We start from the raw sequence: 23,775 nt of genomic DNA on the forward strand, positions 1-23,775 counted from the left end.
CGGCGGACCGTACCATGTTGATCAGAGTCGACTCTGGCGAAATAAGCCGACTATGATCATGGACATGCAACCCACCGGCCGGCGCGCCGAGTACGCCGAACAGACCCGCCGCGCCATCCTCGAAGCGGCCCGCACCCTGTTCACCGAGCAGGGCTACTTCGCCACCAAGGTCGACCAGATCGCCGGGGCGGCACGGGTCGCGCCCGCCACCGTCTACGCCGTCGGCGGCGGCAAGAGCGGCCTGCTCCGTACGCTCATCGAGTCGGCGGTCAACTCCGAGGAGAACGCCCGTATCCACGCCGAGCTGGCCGCGGTCACCGACCCGGAGTCGCTGCTGGCCACTGTCGTCGGCGCGACCCGGGCCAAGTTCGAGCAGTGGGCACCGCTGATGCGCCAGGTGGCGGCTGCCGCACCGCAGGAACCCACCGTCCGCGACAGCATGAAGATCGCCGAGGCGAGCCTCCGTAACGGCCTGCGGCTGACCGCCGAACGCCTGGCCCAGCTGGACGCGCTCAGCGACGGCATCGACGTGGACCGGGCCCAGGACCTCCTGTGGATCTACCTCAGCAACACCGCCTACTTCGTCCGGACCGACGACCTCGGCTGGTCACTCGACGAATCGCAATCCTGGCTCACCGCCGCACTGACCCGGGAACTGCTCGCCCGCTGAAACCGTCGTGGTACGCCGCCGTTCTACTCAGACACCCGGCTGAACTCCCTGCCCGGGAATCCAGCCCGACCCGTTCCCTATGGAGGCGATGGACCGTCGCAGCCGCCGCCGAGCACGCCGGTCGAGATGGCTACCGTCCAATGCCAGGAGCGCGTCACGGGCACGGCGCTGACCTGGACCCGAGATTTCGGCCAGACCTTCAGCTGCCCATCGCCTGTGGTCGAACGGGCTGCCTGCGTCGGCCACCGCGAGGAGCAGACGCTCAGCACAGGTGCTCGCGTGCGTAAAGTCCAGTTCGGGGATGGCCGCGAGCGCAGCAAGGCGCACAAGGGGATGCACTTTTTGATCACCCGCCAACCGCCGCAGGATGGTCGCGGCGGCTTCGCGGTCCGCCCAGGCTCCGGTGCCACCGAGCGCTTTCGCCGCGGTCAGGACGATATGCGGCGGCGTATCCGGCAGAGTCGACAACTCGATGACACGTTGCGATGCCGACGGCCCGTGTCGACGGAGGCGAACTGCCGGCTCCGGACCATCGGCATGTAGTACCACGATGGCCGCTGCCAGACGATCGCTCGGATGGCCATCCAACTCCAGTAGGCGGGACCGGGTATCCGCGCGTTGGGGCCCCGGCCCGTCGAGCAGGGCCTGACCGGCGAGCACACGGAGATATCCAGGCGTTTCCGGTTCGTTCAACAGATCGTGGAGCACGTTGTGGGCCGGCCGTGCGGAGGCGCCCGACCCGAGGCCCGCCAGGAGGACGGCCGCCTGGATTCTGACGGACGGGTTGAGGCCGCTGTCAGTCGCGATAGCGGTCGCCTCGTTCGCTACCCGGCGTACGGTGTCCGGCAGCATCCGCTTCAGCTCGGTGAGCAGTTTGAGTCGACGTGCTGGCGTGAAGTCCTCATGGTCGAGGAGCCTTTCCACCACCAGGCCGGCACGATGCCGCTGTACGGGTGTGCCCCTGCTCAGCTTCCGCGCGATCTCGATCGTGGCTTCGAAGTCCTTTTCGGCCGCGCTCATCAGAGCGAGAAGTTCGGACAGGTGCTCGTTCTGTTCCGGGTCGGCGCTCGCGATGGCCGACAGGACGGTGATCCGGTCAGTCCTGCTGTTGACGGTGCCCAGCGCGCCGCGGAGGCGGCTGATGCTGTCCGGCAGCACGCCCGGCACCTCGTCGGCTCGCTGCACCAGAGCCGCGCATCGATCGGTCAGTGACAGCCTGTCGTCGCACCATTCGGCCACGTACGACAGGTCTGCGTGCCTGAGCGCGGTCGGGCCACCCTCCTCGGTCAGGACGGCTCGGGCCGCACGGCGGCGGCGCCAGGTCTCGTCGTCATCACTGACGACCGCTGCAAGCTCCGCACCGGCCTCAGCCCGGCTCTGGACGACGAGGTATAGCAGCCGGGCGGCATCGACCGCATCGATCGGCGCGGGCATCGTCTCGTCTGGCCGGGTACGCAGGGCAGTGTGAAGCCCCTCTATGGCGGACAGTCGGTGCTCGGATGAGAGGCCTAGTTGTAGCTCCAGCACCCGGGCTCGGTCCCCAGGTGTAGCAGCCGGCTCCTCCAGAATCCGACGGATCCCGGCCAACGCCGCCGCTTCCTCTTGCGGGAGGACCATGACGGCGCTGGCCACTGCCGCCACGGTGGGCCGCTCAGCTTCGAGGGCAGTCAGGATCGCCGCTCTGACCCCTTCGATGAGGGCCAGCCGGCGGACGGTCTCTGGCGACACGTAGCCGCGAGGATCGGGCCGGGCGAGGAGCCGAAGAAGTAGATCTCCGATTGCTTCTCGTACGGCCAGTTCACGTCCCCACCCGGAGCGGAACAGAATCTCGGCCGTGCGTTGAGCGTCGTAGGCCGAGGGAACCGGGGCCCACAGCAGGTCGTCGGTCAACTCCAGTGGCGGGACAGTGCTGCCGTCCCCATGGCGCTGGAGCGTTTGCAGTGCTTGCACCCGGTGTTCGATCAGCTCGTACCGGTCCGAGAACAACGCCAGCAGCCCAGCTCGATACCGACCAGTTCCGTTCCTCTCGGTCTGCGCGAGCCAGGAGAGGGCGTCGGCACGCTCTTCACCTGGCGTGTAGGCCTCGTCTACTGTCGCCTCCAGTACTCGGACGGCATCGGCCAGCAAGCGATTCTCGGCAAGCCTGATTGCTATCCAACGGCGATCGATCGAGTCATTGGTCCGCTCCGACAACATATCCGGCAACAATGACACCCACTCCGCTGCCCGCTGCGGCATAAACTCGATTAGAATCGGAACAGCATCAACACGATAGGTGGGATCAATGTGCGGGTCGCGCGCATATGACTCGACGATATCGAAGGCGGGATGAAATTGACGGATAACAGCCCTGTAGTGAATAAGGAGGTTCCAACGCTTCGTGGGAGCCGCCTTGATACTGAGCACGACTTCTTTTGCTGACACATAATGCGAAGGATGACTCATCAGCATAAGCGCCGAGCGAAGCTGATCACGGGGCTGCGTAGATGATGTGGTCATTAAATCGTGGACCAATGAATCGATCGCATCATCGGCACCTCGGATTGTGCGCAAGAGGCTGACTGAGCTAAACACCAAGCTACCTGAAAGATCAATATCAGGGCTCATCATAATCGGCTTCAGCCGCCGAAAGAATTCGCCACCGGCTGGCAGAGAACATTCGCCCGCTCGCCGGATGTGGCTGCCGGTCTCCTTAGTGGTCCATGGGCGTGCTGCGGCAGCCTTCAACCCCGCATCCGCATCGGGTTGAAATCTAGGGTCGAGGTCGACAGCCAGTGACCGGACTCGAGATTCGGTCGCGGCATCGAATCCTGATTCGCGTGTCAACGTCTCGATAGCATCGGCTATTTGATCACGTAAATCACGTTCGATTTTCCCGAAGGAAACGGAATAGACGAGACTCCGCGGCGACCGGCCACCGTCACACAAGGCCCGGCAGACCGCTTCGATCACCTCCGGCCAAGAATCCTCGCCCACCATGGCCAGCTTCAGTGCGGCATGCATCCGGTCGTCCGGACTTACGTGGTCGGCAAAAGACAGATGACGCAGAACTTGAACCCCGTCGGAGCGATATTCCGGTCCCAGCTCCGTCAACAGCCGAGCAGCCTCGATACGACTGCGGTCGTCGATGTTCATCTCGGACAGGAAGTATGAGCAGCGCGCAGCGATCTCGGATCGGCACGACTGATCGACTGCGAGGGTGGTCTCCGCCGTCCCCGCCAGTTCGTAGATCAACATGTCCGGCCGGCCGAGAGTGGCACGAAGCTCAGCGAGGATCAACTGGCGGGAGTCACCATCCCATTCGGCCAGAGCTTCCGCGGCCAGCCGCCGTTCATCCACCTGAGATGCGACATCGCGGAGGGCGTCCCGCATCACCTGGAGTGCCCGCTCCCTCGGTTCGCCCTCTCTGTCGATGAGGTGACTCGCGACGGCGACCCGATCAGCGATGGTGCCCTCGATCGTCGTCAAGGCGTCAGTCAGCAGGCTGGCGAGTTCCGGCTCCCGGTCGGAGCCGATGGTCTCGAGGGCCACCACCGCGGCCAGCCGAGCGGTCAGCGAGTCCCCCTCGGCGGCCTCGGCCAGTAACTCCGCCACCAGCGCCGACCGTCGTGAGCGGTCACGGTCCGCAAGAATCGCAGCAATCGCCGACCATGCCGCCGACCCCGGTTCGGCGATCTCGAGTCGGCGCGCGAGCCAGTCGACAAGCATCGGGGACATCGGGAACCGGCGCAGCGGAGCGGTTATTTCGACCGCGCTGGCGATCGTCACCCCCACCAGCTGATGAACCAGGGAGTCCAGGCACGTGGCCGTCTGCTCGACGGAAGCCTCCGCGCCCTCAGCGACCAGTCGTACCGCGGTGGATCTGTCGGCGGCGACACCGCTGAGCAACCAGCTCAGCAGGTCTCCGTTCCCGGGATGGAACTTGGTCCACCTGATCAGCACCGCCATCGCGCCCGGCTCGTCGCGGACCGCGAGATGCAGTGCGCGGCGCCATCCCGCGTCACCCGCGTCGAAGCGATCCGGCAGGTCCGCGGCAAACCGCCGGGCAGCGAAGTGCTCGGCGAACGTCAGGTGGATGAAGTCCGGCCCTGCATCCCGAATGCTGAGCAGTCCCGTGCTGAGCAACACCTCGGAGACGAGTTCCGCCACGTCCTCGGCCGGACCGCCACCGATCGGCCCGGTCTCCCGGCGCAGCCACTCCATCGCGGTCAGGATCAGCGAGCGCCGGCTGCGCACCCGTACCACCGCGATTTCCTCGATCAGATCATCCGTACGGTCGCAGAGCGCGGCGACCAGAGCGGGAGCGTGACGGTCCCCGTCCAGAGCGGCGATCAGCGCGGCGCGTGCCGCGGATCGCCGAGCAGCGTTGTTCTGACGGAGCCAGTGCAGGTAACGTTCGTACAGGTCGTGGCGGTTCCGCGGCAGTCGGGAATCCGGATCATCGTCGTACACGGTGATCGCGATAGTCGCCATCAACGGGACCGCGGCGACTTCATGCAGGCCGGCTGACGCGATCTGAGACAAGAAGCCGGCAGCACGGTCCGCTGCCTCCGGTGAAGGCTCGAACCAGCGGTGGGCGAAGTCGGCGAGCATCCGCCGGTCGAACGGGAGCAGCGTGTAGTGGCCGATCGACCCAGCGCCGAGCATCGCGGTGGCATGCCCGGCGATGGGTCGGGTTGTGATCAGCAGACGCCAGGGACGGTCGGTTGAGGCCGTCCATCCGGACAGCACCGCCATGAAGGTCTCTCGCTCGTCACCCGGAACCTCGTCCAAGCCGTCGATCACGATCAGCCACTCGACGCTGTCGATGGCACCGGCGAGCAGATCCGGATCGACCGAGTCGCGGGCTGCCATCCCGAGGCCCTGCGACGCGGCCGCCGCCAGCGCCTGCGGCCACTTCTTGTCCGCATGGACCGCAAGTGAGCGAGCCGTGACCAGCAACGGCAGCAGGGGCTTCGCCGTCAACCGGCGCCCGCGCTCGTCGGCGTGCAGCCAGGCCCTGGCCAGCTGACGGCAGATCTGCGCTGCCGTGGTCGACTTGCCGGTACCGGGGCCGCCCTCGATGAGCAGGTGACGGTGCTGATCGAAGACCTTCTCCAGTGGACGGCGCACCGGGATGACTCGGGGACGCTGGTCGAACGGCAGGAACAACCGCTCGTCGGAGAAGCGGCTCGGACGGTGCTGGCGTCGATCCGTACGGCTCTCTGTGGGCTGAGGCTGTTCCACCCGTTGCTGTACGTAAACGGTGGACACCTCGTTCCGACGGTCACGCAGGAGACGGCTCGGCGACCGGTCGGCGGCTACCTCGATGTCCTGGAGCAGCCGCCGCACGTCGTCGCGAAGTGGCCGTCGGCCCCAAGCGGTCCGCTGCCTTCGGGTCCGGACCGGTCTCGAAGTGATCCGGCCCTGGCGCAGTGCGACCACAGCGGCGCCGAAGGCGAAAACACCGATGAACATGGCCAGAACGCTGGAGAGCTGGTCGGCGCGCTCGAGACCGAGACGGGTGAGGGCGACGGCAAGGCCGCCGATGAGGAGTGCGGTAAAGGCGAAGATACCGGCAACGACGAGTCGTCCGAGCAGAGACGTTCGCACCACGTCATCGTCCCAAGCGTAAAACCCATCGGCGTCAATCGATCAGTGCGGTAAGTCGGGCCGAACGACCGACCCGTTCCGGCTGCCGAATGGTCAGCGGGTCGAACGGCAACGCCAGCCGGACCATGAAGATGATGGCCGATGGTGCGGCGTTGCAGCTCGAGCAAAATGGCCTTCGCCCTGTGCTGCGCCATCACCCGGTAGGTAAGCGGACCTGCCGGCCCGGCGGACCGTACCCCCGCCATCAAGCGCAGCGTCGTCCTCCGATGCGATGCTGCGGATCACGACCTCGACAGCAACCCCTGGAACAGAAACGTGACCTGTGCAGTCAGGGCGGGGACAATAGAGCCGCGTTCGACGCTTCGGCGTTTGGATCCTTGCCGGTCTCGGACAGTTCCGGGCGGTACATGAGCCAGACGTACGCGGTGCGCTCACGGGCGAAGCGCACAGACGTCTCGATCATCACCACAGCAGTCCGTCAGTCGTGCCGGGGCGCTCGAAGGCGGAGTATTTCGGCCTATTTGGGTATCAAAAACTCGCTGGGCCGATCCTCAACTGTGTGGACGAAAGCTACGACCTGACCGACCTGGTGGCCGCGGCCGCCGGCGGCGAGGAGCTCGCATGGCAGGGCCTGGTGACCCGGTTCACCCCGCTCGTGGCCTCGGTGGCCTGGGGATTCCGGTTGCAGGGCACCGACGCCGACGATGTCGCCCAGACCGTCTGGCTGCGCCTCGTGGAGCACCTCGGCAAGATCAAGGAACCGCAGGCGCTGCCCATGTGGATCAAGACGACGGCACGTAACGAGTGCCTGCGCCAGATCCGCGCCGGACAGCGGACCCAGCCGCGCGAGCAGCTGCCGGAGACGACGGACGGTAACCCGGCGAACGCCCCGGATGAACCGATGCTCCGACGGTCCCGGCAGCAGGCATTGCTCGCCGGTCTCGCCGAACTGCCCGAGCCGCAGCGTCAACTGGTCCTGCTGTTCCTGACGGATCCGCCGATGCCGTACGCCGAGATCAGCAGGCAGCTCGGCATCCCGATCGGGAGCATCGGGCCGACCCGCGCCCGGGCCCTGCACCGGCTGCGCACGTACCTGCAGAACATGGGATGGGAGTGAGAACGGTGACCCTGCACAGTTGGGACGATGAAACGTTGCTCGCCGAGATGGCGAGCGCGCTCCGGGACTCCGCACCGCTGCACGACCGGGTCCGCGACACCGGCCTGGGGGCCTGGACCTGGCGGACCATCGACGAGGAGCTGGAGCTGGCCAGCCTGACCCACGACTCGTTGCTCGCACCGCCGGTGGCGCTACGGTCGGGTGCGACGAGCGTACGCCGCACGCTGGTCTTCACCGGGGAGTCCGGGACCGAGATCCAAGTGGAGCAGGACGGCGCCGAGGTGGTCGGGCAGGTGATCCCGCCCGGCCCGGGAACCCTGATCGTCGAAGGAGCACAGGGGCACCGGGCCGAGGTGGCGATCGACGACGTGGGCTGCCTGAACTTCATGCCACCCGAGGATCAACCGGTACGCCTGCGGGTCCGGGCCGACGGCGTGGACATGGTGACCGAGTGGTTCAGATGGTGAACGGCGTCAGGCCGGCGCCGAGACAGACGAACCCGGCGGCGGCCGCGAACTCCCGGGGCCCGTGGTCGCGGATGCGCTCCTGGGCGACAGCCAGCGCCTGTGCCGGGGAGCAGCCGGCGGCGAGGCCGGAGTGGTACGCCTCCATCAGGGTGACGGTCTCCCCGTCGGGCACCGGGATGACCGGCGCGACCAGGGTGGGAGTGCCCTGGCTGAGCAGCGCGGTGGTGAGGCCGAGGACTTCCGCACCGGCCACCGGGTGTCCCCGGCCGGCGTCGCAGGCGGCCAGCACCACGTGGCGTGGCGGCACGTCGAGTTGTTCCAGGTCGTACACCGTGAAGGGTCCGTCGGCCAGCCGCAGGGCGGAGAACAGCGGGTTGTCCGAGCGCAGGTCGCCGTGGGCGGCCACGTGCACGAGGCGGGATCCGGCCATGGCCGCGGCGACCCGGTCGGCGTCCGCTTCGGCGCCCCGCAACCGGATCACCGGGCCCGGATAGCGCCGGGCGACCGATTCCGCCTCCCGGTCGGCGTCGCGGAGGCCCGGCCCGGCGACGACCACGACGGGCCCGGCCGTACGCGAGCCGTCGGCGCCGGAGGCGAGGACGGCCGACCGCCAGAGCCCGGCCGACGGCGCCACCGTCACCGGCCGTCCCGCGCACGACGGCAGAATCGACCACGGCACCGAGCGCATCCGGTCACTCGGGACGATCACCAGGGGCCGTCCGGACGCGCGCAACGGCTCCAGCAGGGTCCGGTCGAAGACGGCGGCGGCCCGGTCCAGGACGGTACGGGCCGCGGCGATCCCGGCCGGTGTGGTGACCTCCCCGGCCAGCCGGTGCAGAGCGAACGGCAGGTGCTTCAGGGCGCGGACGATCTCGGTCATCGGCCCGAGGTGGTGCAGCCGGGCCCGGCCGTCCCGCACGGTCACCGCGTGCAACTCCTCGTCGAGTTCGACGTACGCGATCAGCACCGCCTCGCCGAGTTCCGCCGCCACGTCGTCGACGGCGGCGATCCGGCGACGGTACACGCCCTGCCCGCAGCCGTCCTGCCGGCGACAGTGGTCGCGGATCTCCCGTTCGACGGCGACCTGCCGCTGCACGAGAGCCGGCGACGGTCCATCGGATTCCATGGCGGTCATCGTGACGCGCAGGTCGGCCAGCAGGGCGGCCAGTACCGGGTCTCGGGGCGGGCGGACCGGCCGGAGTTCCGCGGTGATGCCCCGGCGGCGTTCGGCCCAGCGGAAGACGTCCCGGGGCCTGCCGGATTCCAGGGCCATGCCCACACCGATCAGGGCGAGTTCGTCACGGTGGGCGGTCATGTGCGCGCGCAGCTCGGTCGCGCCCAGCATCGCCTGCTGCTCCTCCACGATGCGCAGGCCCGCGTCGACGGCCCGCAGCGCGCCGGATCGGCGCCCGTCGGCGCGGCGCAGGAACGCCTCGGCGCTCCACGCGCGGGCCCGGACCTCGGCGGGCCCGGCCGAGCGGGCCCGGCTGGCCCGGATCAGATCCTCGCGCGCCTCGGCCCGCTGTCCACGCCGGAGGGCGAGCATGCCGGCCATCACCCGGGCCTCCAGAGCCGGTACCTGCCAGCCGGCCGCGGCCAACTCGTCGGCGGTGCGCCGGGCCAGGCCGGGTGTCACGCTGTCCCGGTCCCGGACCACCTGAACCTGGAGGCGAGCGTGCCGGGCCAGGGCGAGCAGTTGACGGCGGTCCCGGCTCTGGAACTCCCGGATCGCCTGCTGCGCCGCCTGTTCGGCGGTCTCCAGATCGCCGTCCACCAGCGCGATGGTGGACAGCAGCAGGCGCGCCTCGGGCAGGTTGATCCGCTTGTGTTCCACGTACGCCGCCACCGCGGCCTCGGCGGTCTCCCGGGCCTCCCCGACCAGGCGGACCGACAACAGCAGCCGGGCCCGGTCGACGAGCAACGACTCGACCTGTACGTGGAGCCGCCGGTATCGTTGCTCGGCCTGGTCGAACAGGACCAGCGCGGCCGGCACATCACCCTGGCCGGCGTGCAGGCAGCCGAGGTTCTGTTCGGCGTACGCCCGGGGCAGTTCCAGGTCGTGTTCGGTGCACAGGGCGATCGCGAGCAGCAGGTCCTCCTCCGCGGCCGCGAAGGAGCGCCGTTCGATGTGCAGCAGGCCCCGGTTGTTGAGCGCCCGGACCGCCCACTGGTGGTCACCGGCCCGGCGCAGCACCGGCAGGACGGTGCGGACCACGGCCAGCGATTCGTCGAGCCGGCCGAGTTCCTGCAGGATCGCCGCCTGCTGGACGCGGGCGTGGGCCGCGGGCACGCCCTTGAGTTCCCGCAGCGCGGTGGTGATCTGGCGCAGCGCCGATCGGGTCGCGCCGCGCAGGACGAGTGCCGAGGCGAGGCTGGTCCGGGCCTCTGCGGCGAGGGTGCCGGCACCGGCGCGGCGGGCGACGGTGACCGCCTCCCGCAGGTGGGCGACCGCCGCGTCGAGGTCGCGCTGTTGCATGGCGGCGACGCCGAGGGCCCGTTTCGCGACGCTCAGGGAGATCTTGTCGCCCCGCGCCCGGGCGGCTTCTTCCGCGGCCCGGGCACAGCGGCGGGCCTGATCCGGGTGTACGGCGGCGAGCCGCAGCGCCTCCTCGGCATCGGCGGCCACCGCATCGGCGTCCCCCACCCGTGTCCTCCCAGCGGTGTATCACCACGATTATCGGTCATACAGTACTTTTTACGACTATATGGTCTCGGCATGACGTCCCCCGCCGAGCCCGACCAATTGGTGGTCGCCCAGCAGCATCTGCGCCCGCTGGTGACCGCGCTGACCGAGGCCGACTGCCGTTACGAGACCCTCGAAGTCAACAGAGACCTCGACCTCGCCCTGGTCAAACTGCCCGAACCGGAACAGGCAGCCCGCAACCTGCTCCTCTGGTCCCGGCAGCAGGGCCCGTCCACGGCCGACACGACACTCGACCGGATCCTGTACGGCCTGCGCACCGGGTTCGCGCACCGCTACTTCGGCTGGACCCCCCAACTGGGCAAGAACCGCTACGTCGGCCGGATCCACGGACGGGCCGGTGACGACGTCGCCGGCGCCGGCGAGGTCTCGCACGGTGGCGGCGGGGCGCCCGTCGCGATCGCGAAACCGGCCTGGGCCAGCGACCGCCAGACCGCCGAACCCTCCGGGGTGACGGTCGGGCTCATCGACACCGAGATGGTCAACCACGACTACCTGGCCGGCGGCTGGACCGGCGCGCCACCACCGGCCTGCGACGGCGAACCGTGCACCGCCGAGGAGGGACACGCCACGTTCATCACCGGCCTGATCCGCCGCTACGCCCCGGCCGCCACGGTGCGCGTCTATCCCGTACTCGAGGAGAACGGTGACGGCAACGCCTGGAACGCCGCCAAACGCATCGTGCAGGCGGGACGCGACGGGGTGGACGAACTGAACCTGTCCTTCGTCTGTCACACCGACGACGGTGACGGCCCGCTGGTGCTGGCCGCCGCGCTGAGCAAACTCGGCGACACCGTCGTGGTGGCGGCGGCCGGCAATCACGGCCATCTCCCGGACGGCAGGGAGTACCTTCCGGCCTTCCCGGCGGCGTTCCCGAACGTCATCGCGGTCGGCGCGCAGGGCGCCCCGTTCAGCGCGAAAGGTCCGTGGATCACCGTCATCGCACCGGGGAGCGACCTGGAGAGCACCTACCTCACCGGTCCCGTCTCAGTCTGGGAGGACCCCGACGGTCCCGGCCCGCACCCACCGGTCCGGGTCGTGAAAACCTTCAGCGGGTACGCCCGATGGAGCGGGACGTCGTTCGCGGCCGCCTTGGTCAGCGCCGCGATCGCCGCCCGCACCGTCCCCGGCCGGCGCACCGCCACCGAGGCCGCCGACGAACTCCTCGGCTCGGCGCTGTCCCAGGGGGAACCGGCCCGGCTGACACTCGACAGCCGGGATCCGGTCCTGGTCTGAGCTGTCCGGTTCAGTTCACCGCCGCCGACGGCGAACGCCGGAACCGGCTCTTGTACGCCTCGAAATCCCACGCCGGCCGCCGCTCGTCCCCCTCCAGGAACAGGGCGGCGGCCCGTCGTCCGTTCTCGAACAACCGCAACGAGTCGGCCGGGCTCAGGCCGAAGTCGGTGGCGTTCACCCCGGTGGTGTCCACCACGATCGTCCGGGCGACCACCTCGGGCCGGCACGTCTGCAGCCGGTCGTAGAAGCCGGTCATCGTGGACAGCATCGCCCGGGACAGCGTGACCACGCCGCCGATCCGGTTCACCCGCATCGCCGCCGGGTCACCGGACAGCTTGATGCCGATGGTGGGCCACCGCGGTTCGATGTCGTGCCGGTCGAAGACGCTGATCGGGAAGTTCGACAGCATGCCCCCGTCGACCAGCCACGCCTGTCCCCCGGTCACCCGGTCCGGGCAGCGGGCCGGCCGGAAGAAGAACGGGATCGCCGACGACGCCCGGACCGCGTCGGCCACCGGCGTCTCGTTCGGGTCGACCCCGAACCGGGCCCGGTACTCCCACGGCAGCTTCACCAGCCGCCCCTGGGACAGGTCGGAGACCATCGCGACGAACCGGAAACGCCGGTCCGGGTCGTCCTGCAACTCCGGCGCCGCGTCCACGTCGTCCAGCGGAAGATCAGCGAAGGTACGCACGCCGGCCTCCTGCAGACACTCGGCCACCCAGGAGCGCAACCGGTCCCCCTTGCACCAGCCCTTGTGCACCAGCACCGCCGTGCAGGCGCCCACCGGACCGAACCGGGCGTAGAACGGCGGATCCCGGAAGTCGCGGAGATGGAGATCCTGCAGCATCTCGCGTAGCCGTCCGCCGGAGATCCCGGCGGCGACCAGGCTGCCCACCAGTGAACCGGCCGACGTTCCGGCCACCCGGCGGAAGCGGTAGCCGCGTTCCTCCAGCATCGACACGGCACCGGCCAGCGCGATGCCCTTGACTCCGCCGCCCTCCAGGACGAGATCGGCGTTGAGCTCGTTGTTCATGACTACTCCGTTCTCCGCGGCGCCCGGTAGGCGTACGCCACGGTGATCAGAGTCTGAACCACATGTCCGAAATACCGGTTATTTCGGTGTATCAGCGCGCCACCTCGGTGGATCCGACTCCCGTACCACCCGATCAGCAACGACCGAGGGAACAGCCATGACCATCACCGCGCCCGCCTCCACCGTCCGCACCCTGCGCAGCGGCGTGTACACCCACCGCGCCACCGCCGAGGAACTCCGCATCGACGTCGACGGGCCACATCCCACCGTCAGCGGCACCACCCCCGGCCGGCTCACCTGGATCGCCCCGGTGACCTGGGACGACACCCGGCAGGGCTGGGCCGGGCGGATCGAGTACCGCGACGGCGGCACCGGCGCCGCCGCACACGTCCTGGTCACCCCGGCCGGTGAGGTGACGTTCTCCGGCTGCGGCACCCGGCCCACCACCCGGCGCTTCGTGTTCACCCGGTCCGCGTTCCGCACGGTCGGCATCGAGTTCGACACCGTCGAGGGCGCCACCGCGGTCACCGACTTCTCCCTGCGGTCCCACCCCAACCGTCCCGCCGGACTGCCCGACCGGACCCTCACCATCGAGGACGTCTTCACCGCCCAGGGCATCGCGATGAAGCGCACCGGCGGCGGCGACGTCATCCCGGTCTCCGGCGCCGGAGACGACAGCACCTGGTCGGACATCGAACTACACGACGCGATGACCGCCCACTGGTCCCGCTGGGCCGACACACCCCAGTGGCAGGTGTGGACCCTGTTCGCCGGACGGCACGACGAGGGCCCGGCACTGGGCGGCATCATGTTCGACGGCATCGGCGCCGCCCAGCGCCAGGGCTGCGCCGTCTTCGGCGACTCGTTCATCGCCGAACCCCCACCCGGTGACCCGAACGCCGCAGCAGCCGTCCGCCGCATGCGGTTCTGGACCGCCGTACACGAGATCGGGCACTGCTTCAACCTGGCCCACTCGTGGCAGAAGCCGCTCGGCCGATCCTGGATCCCGCTGCGGGTCGACCCCGAAGCCCGCAGCTTCATGAACTACCCGTATGCCGTCGACGGCGGCGCCGAGGCGTTCTTCAGCGACTTCGACTACCGGTTCAGCGACGAGGAACTGCTGTTCCTGCGGCACGCGCCGGAACACCTGGTCCAGATGGGCGCGGCACCCTGGTTCGACCGGCACGGCTTCGAGCAGGCACGGCGGGCTTCCGCACGTACGCTCGAACTGGGTTTGCGGGTCCGCCGAGCCGAACCGGCGTTCGCCGCACTGGAACCGGTCGTGGTCGAGGTCTCCCTCACCAACACGTCACCGCTCCCGCAGACCGTCGACCGCAACGTGCTCGCCGGCGAGGGCCTGACCGTGCTGATCGAGGGCGACGGACGCGAACCGCGGCAGTGGGTGCCGTTCGCCCGCTACTGCCACCGGCCCGACCCGGTCGTCCTGCAGCCCGGCGAGTCACTGTCCACGTCGGTGTTCCCGTGGGCCGGCCGCAACGGCTTCGACCTGGCCGAGCCGGGCCGATACTCGCTGTACGCGGCCCTGGCGACACCGTCCGGGGACGTACTGTCGGCACCACTGCGCCTGGAGATCCGGCCACCGGCGGACCGGCAGACCGACCGGCTCGCAGGCGACGTGCTCACCGAGGGCGTGGGCCGGGTGCTGGCGTTCGGCGGCAGCCGGGGCGGATCGGCATCCCTCGACCGGGCCAACGACGTGCTGTCCGAGGTGGCGGCCCGGATGCCGGCCTCCCGGATCGGGGTGCACGCGGCGGCCGCCCTGGGCAGGGTCGCCGCACGGCCGGGCCGGGTCCTGACAGCCGACCGCCGGTTCCGGGTCGTCGAGGCCGACCCGACGGCCGCGCAGGCCCTGCTGACCACCGCTTACGCGAACCCGGAGCGGGCCGCGGAGACCCTGGGCCGCAATCGTCTTTGACCGCCCACGGCAGGCCGGTGGTGTCGGCGGCGGCCCCCGTCACGAGTCCTATAAAAGAAATCAGAGAGACGAGAGAACAGAATCCGATTTCTGGTACGGGGGCCGGCCGGACGTAATCAGTAGGTGTAGTAGTAGGACGCCCCGCCGGCTTTGTCGGTGGTGCCCTGGGCGGCGAAACCGATTCCCGTCCTGCCGTTGTAGAACGTCTCCTGGCCGTTCTGGCCGCGCTGACCGACCGTGAAGGTGTTCTCGCTGGTGTTGAAGTGGCCGACCATCCAGATCAGGGCCGGGGTGCTGCCACTGGGCATCGGCCCCCACCAGCAGTCGGCGCCCGCGTCGAGGGTGGGACTGAGCCGCTGGTAGCCGGACCCGACGGTGTATTCCAGGTGGACGCGGTAGTTACCCCACGGGCAGAGCTGAATCCAGCCGTCCCTGATCGTCGACGCCGCGGCCGGAACCGCGGTGACCACCGAAAAGCCCGCGGTGACCCCGAGAGCCACCAGCGGGGCAACGATCCGCCGAGTCAGATCCTTGACATTTCTCATGCGAGGCAAACAACCTTCCATCATTCACCCGAGGCGATTCCCCCGGGCACGACATCGATGCTCGCATTCCGCCGTGGACCGGAACTGTATTTCCCGACATCGATATAAAGACCGTATCCAGTGACGACTCCGGGCCCCGCCTAGGCTGGACAGCGTGCTGAACATCGAACTGAACGGGCGGGTGCCGTCGGACGTCGCCGACATCCAGCGGCTGGCGACCGCGGGATACGGGCACTACACCTCGATGCAGGTGCGGGGCCGGGCGGTCCGCGGTCTGGCGCTGCACCTGGCCCGATTGTCCGACGGCAACGAGGAGTTCTTCGACTTCCGGATGGGCATCGACGACGAACAGCGGCTGCTCGGGTTGATCCGGCACGCGCTCGGCGACGAGACCGACGCCTCGGTCCGGGTCGGGTTCGTGCCGTCCGCCACCGGCGGGGCGGCCCCGGACATCCTGGTCTCGGTGAGTGCTCCGGTGGACGACACCGCTGGCCGGCCGCTACGTGTCCGGACCGACGACTATCAGCGGGACTGGCCGGCGCACAAACACGCGGCGACGATGGGATTGACGTACGCCGTGCGCCGGGCTCGTCTGGCCGGCTACGACGACGCGCTCTTCGTCGGCCGGGAAGGCCTGATCAGCGAGGGCACATCGTGGAACGTGGCGTTCTACGACGGCGACCAGGTGATCTGGCCGGACGCGCCGATGCTCAAGGGCGTGACCATGGTGCTGCTGCAGCTGGCGCTCTCCATGAACGGAACGCCGTGGACCATCCGCCCGGTCGACGCGATCGAGCTGCCGCTGCTGACCGGCGCGGCAGCCGTCAACTCGATCTGCCCGGCCCAGCCCGTCACCAGCATCGACACCGTCCCCTTCCCGGCCACCGACAAGCTGACCTCACTACTGCGGGACGCCTGGGAAACGGTCCCGTTCGACGACCTCTGAGCACAGCCGGTACGCGAAATCCCTGGCAGCCTGCACGGTCCCGCCCCGGGTTTGATGGAGACATCCAAGCCTGGGAGAAGACTCAGCTGTTCCGGCACCGAAGAAGTACCCCGATGAGCTGCGTGAGCGTGCGACCCGGTTGGCGGTTGAGGCCCGCCGAGATCCGGGATCTGCGGTCGGGGCGATCAAGCGGATCGCCGACCAGTTCGGGAGACACGCCGGCACAGATCGCATCGTCGACCTACTACTCCGCCAAGACCCGTCCCGCCTCGGCCTGAACGGTGCGTGATGACGAGCTGACCGACACGATCGAACGGATTCACCAGGACAACTACGGCGTCTGCGGCGCCCGCAAGATCTGGCACAAGTTACACCGCCGGGCATACCCGTGTCCCGCTGTACCGTCGAGCGGCTGATGCGAGCATGTGGGCTGCGTGGGCTGCTGCGCGACAAGTCGCCGCGCACGACCCGGCCGGCCGCCGAGACCGACCGGCGTTCGTCCTCGACGTGTGCTCCCGCATGATCGCCGGCTGGCAGATGGCCGTGTGGCGCCGCGAGAATCAAGGCGCTGAACTGGGCGGACTCATCCACCACTCGGACCAGGGCGCCCAATATCGAGCGATTCGCCACACCCGGAGACTCGGCGAGGCCGGCGGCGTCGCCCCGGTCGGATCGAAGGGCGACTTCTTCGACAACGCGATGACCGAGGCGTTCAACTCCCCGTTCAAGGCCGAACTCGTCCGCAACAGAGGATCCTGGCGCGGCCTCGACGATCTGGAGATGGCCACCGTCGAGTACATCGACTGAGCCATTTTCATCGTGACGGCGCAGGTCACGGTGGGTGTTGACGGTGAGAGTCGACAAAGGACGAGGCTCCCGGTAAGACAGCAGTCGACCAAGATCCGATGCCCCAACCGGGAGCCTCGCTGTGCTGTCTTACCCCGCCGCGATTCCGTTGTCCACTCGCAGCCTGAACCACCTCGCCGGCCTCATCCGGGCCCGCCGCGACCAGTGCAGGTCCCGGTGGCGGCGCCTCGACCCCGGCCGGCAAGCACTGCTCGCCCTGGCACACCTGCGCAACGGCGACACCCTGACCCGTCTGGCCTGCGGTTTCGAGATCGGCGTGACCACCGCCTGGCGGTACGTCCGCGAGGCCATAGACCTCCTCGCGGCCACCGCCGACGACCTCGAAGCGGCGATGGCCAGGATCCGGCTGCTCGCGTATGTGATTCTCGACGGCACCTTGATCCCGATCGACCGGGTCGCCGACCAGAAGCCCTACTACTCGGGCAAACATCGTCGACACGGCGTGAACATGCAGGTTATTGCCGACGCGGCAGGGCGGCTCATCTGGGTGTCGGCAGCGCTGCCCGGCGCCGTTCATGACCTGACCGCAGCCCGCACCCACGCCATCATCCAGGTGTTGACCAGCGCGAAGGTGATGACGTTCGCTGACAAGGCCTACCAAGGAGCCCGCGGCAGCATCCGGACGCCGTTCAAACGGCACCGCTACCGGCCGAAACTCAACCCCTGGCAGAAGAAGGTCAACCGGGCTCACGCCCGGATCCGCGCCATCGGCGAACGCGCCAACGCCACCCTTAAGACCTGGAAGATCCTGACGAAACTCCGCTGCAGCCCACATCGCGCAACCGCGATCGTGCAAGCCATCCTCGCGCTCCATCACGTGGAGTACCCGGCCTACTCAGGATGAAAATGGCTCACTGGTACAACAACCGACGCATGCATGGCGAACACGAGGCATTACCCGCGACGACCCACCCGGTCACCGCACCCTGGAAACCAACTAACCAGCTCTCCATTCTATTTTTCGGGAATGTCGGCCAGCATGTAACGGATGTATTCGCGGTTTGCATTCATCCGGATCGCGACGTCGATGACCGGCTGCGGACTGTTCAATTTCATCAGACTCACGAGCAGTGCCTCGCCCTGTGCCCGGTGCGCCTGCACGCCCTCACGGAGCACACTGTCGAACGCCACGCCGCGTTTCGTGGTCGCGTCAGCGAGTTGCTCCGGCGTCACCATCCCGGGCATCGGCATGCCGAGATGCGGGTTCTCGGCGGGCAGCCCGGCCTCGGCGTGCAGTTGCCGCAGGTCGGCCAGCTCGGCCTCGAATCGGCCCACCAGGTCGACAGAAAGCGCCTTGAGCTGCGTGTTCGCGCCGTGTTCGGTGGCCAGCGCGAGCAGCGGGAGGATCTGCTCGTTCATCGCGATGTTCACCTCGATCCACGCGTTGTCGGTCGTCGAAAAGGCGACCGGGGACGCGCCGGCCGGAGAAGAGGTGCCGGGCAGGGTGGGCCCGCTGGGCGCGGGAGCACCGGCCGAGGCGGATGAACCGGGCGGGGACGACGAGGGCGGGCCTGCGCAGCCGGCCAACCCGATCGAGAGGCCGACGGACAGGCCGGCTGCGAGAAATACCCGTTGATGGGGAAACACCCGCGCAGTCTCCAGTTCCTGATCCGGCGATGTCAATGCTTTCCATTGGCGATCAGCAACTTGGGCGAAACAATCACCCAACTTGGAAAGCGCTTTCCCGAATTGGTGCGATCATGAGTAAAGGGCCGCCCCGTCCTCGCCTCGCTGCGGGAGTGCGACGCCCGGGCCGCCGCCGACGCGGTCGATCGGCCCGCGCGATCGGCTACCCGCTCGGGGTGTTCGGCGTCCACCGAGGCCGAAACACGTGAACGGCGCCCGTAGGTTCCGGAACCTACGGGCGCCTTGCCACACCCACACCCCACTGACCTGGGTCTATGCCTGTGGAAGTCGACGAGAAAGCGCTTCACCGATGTTTCCACTGCATTGACAGCGTTTTACGGCCGGTTCACAGTGACTTTCAAGAGAGCGCTTTCACAGCTCCGTCCGCGCTGTGAAACATCCCCGAGGAGTCCTCGCCATGAAACGACGCCTGTTATCCGCCGCCGCCCTGGGCGGCCTGCTCACCGCGTTCCTGGCCGTCCCCGCGGCCGCCGCGGAAGTCCTCGTCTCGCAGAACAAGCCGGCCACCGCGTCGTCGATGGAGTGGTCCGGCACCCCGGCCGCCTCCGGTGTCGACGGCGACAACGGCACCCGCTGGTCCAGCGCGTTCGCCGCAACCCAGTGGTTCCAGGTCGACCTCGGCGCGTCCACCGCGGTCAGCCGGGTTGCGATCAACTGGGAGGCAGCCTACGCCCGGGCGTTCCAGGTCCAGCTCTCCACGAACGGCAGCAGCTGGACGAACGCGTACGCGACCACGTCGGGCACCGGCGGCCAGCAGAGCATCGCGGTGACCGGCACCGCCCGTTACGTGCGCCTGAACCTGACCCAGCGCGCCATCGAAACCTACGGCTACTCCTTCTGGGAGTTCCAGGTCTTCTCCGACAGCGGAACCACCAACCCCAACCCCGGCAACGGCCTTCTTTCGTACGGGAAACCGGCTCGCGCCTCCTCCGAGCAGAACGATCCGCAGTGCAACCCGTGCACCGCCGACAAAGCGTTCGACAACGACCCGGCCAGTCGCTGGGCCACCAACCCGACCGGCGGCTGGGTCGACCCCGGCTGGATCCAGGTCGACCTCGGCGCGACCGCGCAGATCAGCCAGGTCGTCCTGCAGTGGGATCCGGCATACGCCCGGTCCTACCAGATCCAGGTGTCGGCCGACGGCGCCAACTGGACGCCGATCTTCTCGACCACCACCGGTGACGGCCTCAAGGACGTGATCAACGCGTCCGGCACCGGCCGGTACGTCCGGATGTACGGCACCGCACGGTCGAGCGACTACGGGTACTCGCTCTGGGAGTTCAGCGTGTACGGCACCGGCGGCAACCCGACCGCTCCGCCCGCCAAGCCGGCCGACCCGGTCTTCCCGGCCACCCGCCTGGTCTTCGCCGACGAGTTCAACGGCGCGGCCGGCAGCAAGCCGGACACCGCCAAGTGGACGTACGACCCCGGGTTCCCGCAGAACGGCGAGGTCCAGTACTACACGCCGGACAGCCGGAACGCGTCCATGGACGGCACCGGCGCGCTGGTCATCGAGGCGCGTAAAGAGGCGTCCAACGGCCGCGACTACACGTCACACCGGATGAACACCGGCAACAAGTTCTCGGTCCAGTACGGCCGGATCGAGGCCCGGGTCAAGGTGCCGAAGGGCAACGGGCTGTGGCCGGCGTTCTGGCTGATGGGTGACGACTTCCTGCAGGGACGGCCGTGGCCGTACAACGGCGAGATCGACATCATGGAGGTCCTCGGCCGCAACACCGGCGAGGCGTACTCGACGCTGCACGCCCCGGCCTACAACGGCGCCGGCGGGTACGGCCAGAAGTACGCGACCGTCGACCTGTCCCAGGACTTCCACGTCTGGGCGGCCGAGTGGGACAGCAAGGGGATCCGGTTCTTCCTCGACGGCCGGAAGGTCTTCGACGCGAACAAGGAGACCGTGGAGAACACCCGCGGCCCGTGGATCTTCGACCACAAGTTCTATCTGATCCTCAACCTGGCCGTCGGCGGCGACTTCCCCGGTCCGATCGACGCCGGCACCCCGTTCCCGTCCCGGATGCTCGTCGACTACGTGAGGGTCTACCAATGAGGAAGCTCTTTGCCGGCACCGCGGCCATCGTCCTCGCCACCTACCTCTTGGTGTCAGCCGGTTCGGCCAGCGCGGCCGACACCCTTCTCTCGCAGGGCAGGACGGCCACCGCGTCGTCCACCGAGTCGGCCGCCTTCCCGGCGTCGAACGCCGTCGACGGCAACGCCGGAACCCGCTGGTCCAGCGCGTTCAGCGACCCGCAATGGCTTCAGGTCGACCTCGGGGCCAGTGCGACGATCACCAGTGTCGTCCTGGACTGGGAGACGGCTTTCGCCCGAACGTTCGCCATCAAGGCCTCGGCCGACGCCCAGAACTGGACCACGCTCTATTCCACCGCCGCCGGAAGCGGGGGGAAGCAGACCCTGAACGTGACCGGGACCGGCCGCTATGTACGGGTGGAGACCAGCGTGCGGGCGACACAGTGGGGTGTGTCGCTGGCCGAGTTCCAGGTGTTCGGCTCGGGCGGCGGCACCACGCCGACGATCCCGCCGGGTGCCGTACGGGTCGCCGAGTTCCTGGCCGACTGCCCGTTCAGCCACAGGCTGCCGGACGATCCGATCGTCTTCCCGAACCTGCCCGGCGCGTCGCACATGCACAGCTTCTTCGGCAGCACCGTGACGAACGCGTTCTCCACCGCCGAGCAGCTGCTCAACGCGAACAGCAACTGCAACCCGTCGATCGACAAGTCGTCGTACTGGATTCCCACGTTGTACCAGGACAACCAGCCGGTCGAGCCGGTCACCGGGATCTTCTACTACCTCGGTGAGGGGGTGCGGGACGACCTGATCGCGCAGACCCAGCCGCTGCCGTTCGGCCTGCGGATCGTGGCCGGCAACGCCAAGGCGACCGGGCCGGCCGACAACACCATCTCCCGGTGGTCGTGCCTGCACGCCGGGCACGTCGGGTCGTCGCCGGACTTCGTGAGCTGCCCGGCCGGCACCATGCTGGAGTCGTACCTCGACTTCCCGCACTGCTGGGACGGCCGCAACCTGGACTCCACCGACCACAAGAGCCACATGGCGTACCCGGTGAACAACGCCTGCCCGGCGTCGCACCCGGTCGTGGTGCCGAAGTTGCGGCAGGTCATGCGGTACCCGGTGAACGGCGCGCCGGCCCGGCTGAGGCTGGCGTCCGGTGGCGGTTACACCATGCACGGTGACTTCTTCAACGCCTGGCCGGTCGACGAGATGGCCCGCCGGGTGAACGACTGCATCCGCCCGATCATCAAGTGCGGGGTCGACGGGCGCCCGTAACGAGGGCTGCCGGGCCGGTGGTCCCGCCGGGGCCGCCGGCCCGGGGTGGCGATGGTGGTCACCTATCCCCTAGAAAGTCTCCATGATCTCCAAGCCCGGCCGTGGCGGACAACATCCGACGATGGATCACGTCGCCGCGGCGGCCGGGGTCTCCCGGGCCACCGTGTCGCGGGTCATCAACAACGCGGCCTCGGTGGCGCCCGCGATCCGCGAGACGGTCCAGCGGGCGATCGCCTCCACCGGGTACGTGCCGAACGTCGCCGCCCGCAGCCTGGTGACCCGGCGATCCGACTCGGTCGCCCTGGTGATCAGTGAACCGGACCGGCCCGACGACCACTCCTTCCTGAACCGGATCTTCACGGACCCGTACTTCGGCCGGGTCACCGCCGGCGCGACAGGCGCCCTCCGCCCGCACGACGTGCATCTGGTCGTCATGCCGGCCGAACCGTCCGACCATCACCAGGTGGTCCGGTACCTGCGCCAGGGCCACGTCGACGGGGTTCTGCTGATCAGCAGCAACGAACACGACCCGTTGCCGGCCCAGGTGCACGCCCTGGGCATCCCGGTGGTGCTGTCGTCCCGGCCGCCCGGCCCGCTTCCGGTCAGCTACGTCGACGTCGACCAGGTGGCCGGCGCCGAACTCGCGGCCGCGCGCCTGCTGTCGCTGGGACGGCGGCGGCTGGCCACGATCAACGGTCCGCTGGACATCCCGGCGGGCTCGCAGCGGCTCGATGGTTTCCGCTCCTACCTGCGGGACCGGGGCGTCGACGGGGTCCCGGCGGTGACCGGGGACTTCACCCGGGCCGGTGGGGAGGCGGCGGCCCGGGTGCTGCTCGCCGCCGACCCGGCGATCGACGCGCTGTTCGTGGCGAGCGACCTGATGGCCGAGGGCGCGCTGCGTGCGGTCCAGGACCACGGCCGGCGGGTACCGGAGGACATCGCCGTGGTCGGCTTCGACGATTCGAGCGTGGCCCTGGAGTGCCGGCCCCCACTGACGACGGTCCGCCAGCCGGTGGAGGAGATGGCCGCCGAGATGGCCGCACTCCTGATGGCCCACATCGAGAACCCGTCGCGCTCCCCGCGCTCGGTCATCTTCCAGCCGTCCCTGGTGATCCGGGACTCGGCCTGACCCCGCCCCCGGTCGGTGTCTCCAGTAGTTGCGCCATGCGGCGGGGCAGAATTTCGCGCAGGACCAGGCTGGTGGCGGTACGCCGGATGCCGCGGCATTCCATGATCCGTTGGGTGATCTGGTAGACGTCGTCGGCGTCCGCGGCGAGGATCTCGATCTGCAGGTCGCTGGGCCCCGAGATGGCCAGACACTCGACCACCTCCGGGATCCGGGCCAGCGCCTCCAGCAGGCCGTCGAAGTTGGCCTGGTCGACCTCCGCCGTCACCAGGGCACGCAGCGGACGGCCCACTCGGACCGGGCTGAGCCGTGCGGTGACCGGGGCCAGTCCGCCTTCTTCGAAGATCCGGTTCATGTACGCATGGGCGGTGCCCCGGGCGATCCCCAGGTTGTCGGCCACGTACTGCACGGTCGCGCGGGGCACCTCGTCGAGAAGGCGGAGGATGCGCGCCTCGGTGTCGTTCACCGGCGTCTCCGAGGATCGAGGGTGGTCGAGATGATCATCAGAACCCCTCGGCAGGCACCCCTATTGAACACAACGACCAACTTTCCGGTCAACAATTGCCTGTTCTGT

19 protein-coding genes are annotated in these 23,775 nt (G+C 68.8%); 12 read left to right on the plus strand and 7 right to left on the minus strand.

The genetic code is table 11. The features are described 5' to 3' along the window. Nucleotides 1-64 precede the first annotated feature (64 nt). Complete coding sequence (locus tag Aco03nite_RS27040) at nucleotides 65-670, plus strand: TetR/AcrR family transcriptional regulator (RefSeq protein ID WP_239145453.1); 606 nt, start codon at nucleotides 65-67, stop codon at nucleotides 668-670. Nucleotides 671-697: 27 nt separating this feature from the next. Here Aco03nite_RS27040 and Aco03nite_RS27045 read toward each other — a convergent pair whose 3' ends face one another. Further along, nucleotides 698-6,262, minus strand: a complete 5,565-nt coding sequence (locus tag Aco03nite_RS27045; protein ID WP_203799203.1) for an NACHT domain-containing protein — start codon at nucleotides 6,260-6,262, stop codon at nucleotides 698-700. Nucleotides 6,263-6,590: 328 nt separating this feature from the next. Beyond that, nucleotides 6,591-6,725: a hypothetical protein gene (locus Aco03nite_RS54185; protein ID WP_275415909.1), complete on the minus strand. Its 135-nt coding sequence runs from the start codon at nucleotides 6,723-6,725 to the stop codon at nucleotides 6,591-6,593. Between the two features lie 96 nt (nucleotides 6,726-6,821). On the opposite strand from Aco03nite_RS54185, the gene Aco03nite_RS27050 reads away from it, so the two are divergent. Together Aco03nite_RS27050 and Aco03nite_RS27055 are read left to right on the plus strand one after the other, a co-directional pair. Beyond that, entirely contained in the window at nucleotides 6,822-7,379 is a 558-nt protein-coding gene (locus tag Aco03nite_RS27050) for an RNA polymerase sigma factor (RefSeq protein WP_203799206.1), read from the plus strand. Between the two features lie 5 nt (nucleotides 7,380-7,384). After that, nucleotides 7,385-7,846: a hypothetical protein gene (locus tag Aco03nite_RS27055; RefSeq protein ID WP_203799208.1), complete on the plus strand. Its 462-nt coding sequence runs from the start codon at nucleotides 7,385-7,387 to the stop codon at nucleotides 7,844-7,846. Here Aco03nite_RS27055 and Aco03nite_RS27060 read toward each other — a convergent pair. Continuing rightward, on the minus strand, nucleotides 7,836-10,490 hold the full coding sequence (locus Aco03nite_RS27060) for a CHAT domain-containing protein (RefSeq protein WP_203799210.1): 2,655 nt from the start codon (nucleotides 10,488-10,490) through the stop codon (nucleotides 7,836-7,838). The genes Aco03nite_RS27055 and Aco03nite_RS27060 overlap by 11 nt on opposite strands. Nucleotides 10,491-10,562: 72 nt before the next feature. On the opposite strand from Aco03nite_RS27060, the gene Aco03nite_RS27065 reads away from it, so the two are divergent. Further along, nucleotides 10,563-11,783, plus strand: a complete 1,221-nt coding sequence (locus tag Aco03nite_RS27065; protein WP_203799212.1) for a S8 family peptidase — start codon at nucleotides 10,563-10,565, stop codon at nucleotides 11,781-11,783. Nucleotides 11,784-11,793: 10 nt separating this feature from the next. Here the strand turns inward: Aco03nite_RS27065 and Aco03nite_RS27070 are convergent, their stop codons facing one another. Next, nucleotides 11,794-12,816 carry a patatin-like phospholipase family protein gene (locus tag Aco03nite_RS27070; protein ID WP_203799214.1) on the minus strand — a complete coding sequence of 341 codons (1,023 nt, stop codon included), beginning with the start codon at nucleotides 12,814-12,816 and terminating at the stop codon, nucleotides 11,794-11,796. 157 nt (nucleotides 12,817-12,973) lie between these two features. Here Aco03nite_RS27070 and Aco03nite_RS27075 point away from each other — a divergent pair, with 157 nt between their 5' ends. After that, nucleotides 12,974-14,752, plus strand: coding sequence for a hypothetical protein (locus tag Aco03nite_RS27075; protein ID WP_203799215.1), 1,779 nt, complete (start codon nucleotides 12,974-12,976; stop codon nucleotides 14,750-14,752). A gap of 116 nt (nucleotides 14,753-14,868) precedes the next feature. Here Aco03nite_RS27075 and Aco03nite_RS27080 read toward each other — a convergent pair whose 3' ends face one another. After that, entirely contained in the window at nucleotides 14,869-15,297 is a 429-nt protein-coding gene (locus Aco03nite_RS27080; protein ID WP_203799217.1) for a hypothetical protein, read from the minus strand. Between the two features lie 154 nt (nucleotides 15,298-15,451). On the opposite strand from Aco03nite_RS27080, the gene Aco03nite_RS27085 reads away from it, so the two are divergent. The 4 genes from Aco03nite_RS27085 to Aco03nite_RS27100 all read left to right on the plus strand — a co-directional run bounded on the left by Aco03nite_RS27085 (nucleotide 15,452) and on the right by Aco03nite_RS27100 (nucleotide 17,954). After that, nucleotides 15,452-16,243 carry an aminotransferase class IV gene (locus tag Aco03nite_RS27085; RefSeq protein WP_203799219.1) on the plus strand — a complete coding sequence of 264 codons (792 nt, stop codon included), beginning with the start codon at nucleotides 15,452-15,454 and terminating at the stop codon, nucleotides 16,241-16,243. Between the two features lie 281 nt (nucleotides 16,244-16,524). Then, entirely contained in the window at nucleotides 16,525-16,659 is a 135-nt protein-coding gene (locus Aco03nite_RS54765; RefSeq protein ID WP_203799222.1) for an IS3 family transposase, read from the plus strand. 7 nt (nucleotides 16,660-16,666) lie between these two features. Continuing rightward, nucleotides 16,667-17,050 (plus strand): hypothetical protein, encoded by a 384-nt coding sequence (locus Aco03nite_RS27095; protein ID WP_203799225.1) that lies wholly within the window; start codon nucleotides 16,667-16,669, stop codon nucleotides 17,048-17,050. Between the two features lie 121 nt (nucleotides 17,051-17,171). Further along, the gene (locus tag Aco03nite_RS27100; protein WP_203799228.1) at nucleotides 17,172-17,954 is read left to right on the plus strand and encodes a transposase family protein; all 783 of its coding nucleotides are present in this window, start codon (nucleotides 17,172-17,174) and stop codon (nucleotides 17,952-17,954) included. A 110-nt stretch (nucleotides 17,955-18,064) separates the two neighbouring features. On the opposite strand, the gene Aco03nite_RS27105 is transcribed toward Aco03nite_RS27100, so the two are convergent. Then, the gene (locus Aco03nite_RS27105; RefSeq protein ID WP_203799231.1) at nucleotides 18,065-18,733 is read right to left on the minus strand and encodes a DUF305 domain-containing protein; all 669 of its coding nucleotides are present in this window, start codon (nucleotides 18,731-18,733) and stop codon (nucleotides 18,065-18,067) included. A 421-nt stretch (nucleotides 18,734-19,154) separates the two neighbouring features. Here Aco03nite_RS27105 and Aco03nite_RS27110 point away from each other — a divergent pair, with 421 nt between their 5' ends. From Aco03nite_RS27110 to Aco03nite_RS27120, 3 genes are all read left to right on the plus strand, one after another. After that, nucleotides 19,155-20,822 carry a galactose-binding domain-containing protein gene (locus tag Aco03nite_RS27110; RefSeq protein WP_203799234.1) on the plus strand — a complete coding sequence of 556 codons (1,668 nt, stop codon included), beginning with the start codon at nucleotides 19,155-19,157 and terminating at the stop codon, nucleotides 20,820-20,822. Continuing rightward, on the plus strand, nucleotides 20,819-22,075 hold the full coding sequence (locus Aco03nite_RS27115) for a DUF1996 domain-containing protein (RefSeq protein WP_239145454.1): 1,257 nt from the start codon (nucleotides 20,819-20,821) through the stop codon (nucleotides 22,073-22,075). Before Aco03nite_RS27110 ends, Aco03nite_RS27115 begins: the two co-directional genes overlap by 4 nt. Nucleotides 22,076-22,196: 121 nt before the next feature. Then, the gene (locus tag Aco03nite_RS27120; RefSeq protein ID WP_239145455.1) at nucleotides 22,197-23,204 is read left to right on the plus strand and encodes a LacI family DNA-binding transcriptional regulator; all 1,008 of its coding nucleotides are present in this window, start codon (nucleotides 22,197-22,199) and stop codon (nucleotides 23,202-23,204) included. Here Aco03nite_RS27120 and Aco03nite_RS27125 read toward each other — a convergent pair. Continuing rightward, nucleotides 23,164-23,667 (minus strand): Lrp/AsnC family transcriptional regulator, encoded by a 504-nt coding sequence (locus tag Aco03nite_RS27125; protein ID WP_203799242.1) that lies wholly within the window; start codon nucleotides 23,665-23,667, stop codon nucleotides 23,164-23,166. The genes Aco03nite_RS27120 and Aco03nite_RS27125 overlap by 41 nt on opposite strands. Nucleotides 23,668-23,775: the final 108 nt, after the last annotated feature.

This window comes from Actinoplanes couchii, assembly GCF_016862075.1.
In the GTDB taxonomy this organism is placed as follows: domain Bacteria; phylum Actinomycetota; class Actinomycetes; order Mycobacteriales; family Micromonosporaceae; genus Actinoplanes; species Actinoplanes couchii.

Bases quoted from the DNA above. Each gene is read 5' to 3' on its own strand.
- Aco03nite_RS27120 (WP_239145455.1), top strand. From the start codon at position 22,197: ATGGATCACGTCGCCGCGGCGGCCGGGGTCTCCCGGGCCACCGTGTCG.
- Aco03nite_RS27115 (WP_239145454.1), top strand. From the start codon at position 20,819: ATGAGGAAGCTCTTTGCCGGCACCGCGGCCATCGTCCTCGCCACCTAC.
- Aco03nite_RS27080 (WP_203799217.1), bottom strand. From the start codon at position 15,297: ATGAGAAATGTCAAGGATCTGACTCGGCGGATCGTTGCCCCGCTGGTG.
- Aco03nite_RS27070 (WP_203799214.1), bottom strand. From the start codon at position 12,816: ATGAACAACGAGCTCAACGCCGATCTCGTCCTGGAGGGCGGCGGAGTC.
- Aco03nite_RS27040 (WP_239145453.1), top strand. From the start codon at position 65: ATGCAACCCACCGGCCGGCGCGCCGAGTACGCCGAACAGACCCGCCGC.
- Aco03nite_RS27075 (WP_203799215.1), top strand. From the start codon at position 12,974: ATGACCATCACCGCGCCCGCCTCCACCGTCCGCACCCTGCGCAGCGGC.
- Aco03nite_RS27110 (WP_203799234.1), top strand. From the start codon at position 19,155: ATGAAACGACGCCTGTTATCCGCCGCCGCCCTGGGCGGCCTGCTCACC.
- Aco03nite_RS27065 (WP_203799212.1), top strand. From the start codon at position 10,563: ATGACGTCCCCCGCCGAGCCCGACCAATTGGTGGTCGCCCAGCAGCAT.
- Aco03nite_RS27095 (WP_203799225.1), top strand. From the start codon at position 16,667: ATGTGGGCTGCGTGGGCTGCTGCGCGACAAGTCGCCGCGCACGACCCG.
- Aco03nite_RS54185 (WP_275415909.1), bottom strand. From the start codon at position 6,725: ATGATCGAGACGTCTGTGCGCTTCGCCCGTGAGCGCACCGCGTACGTC.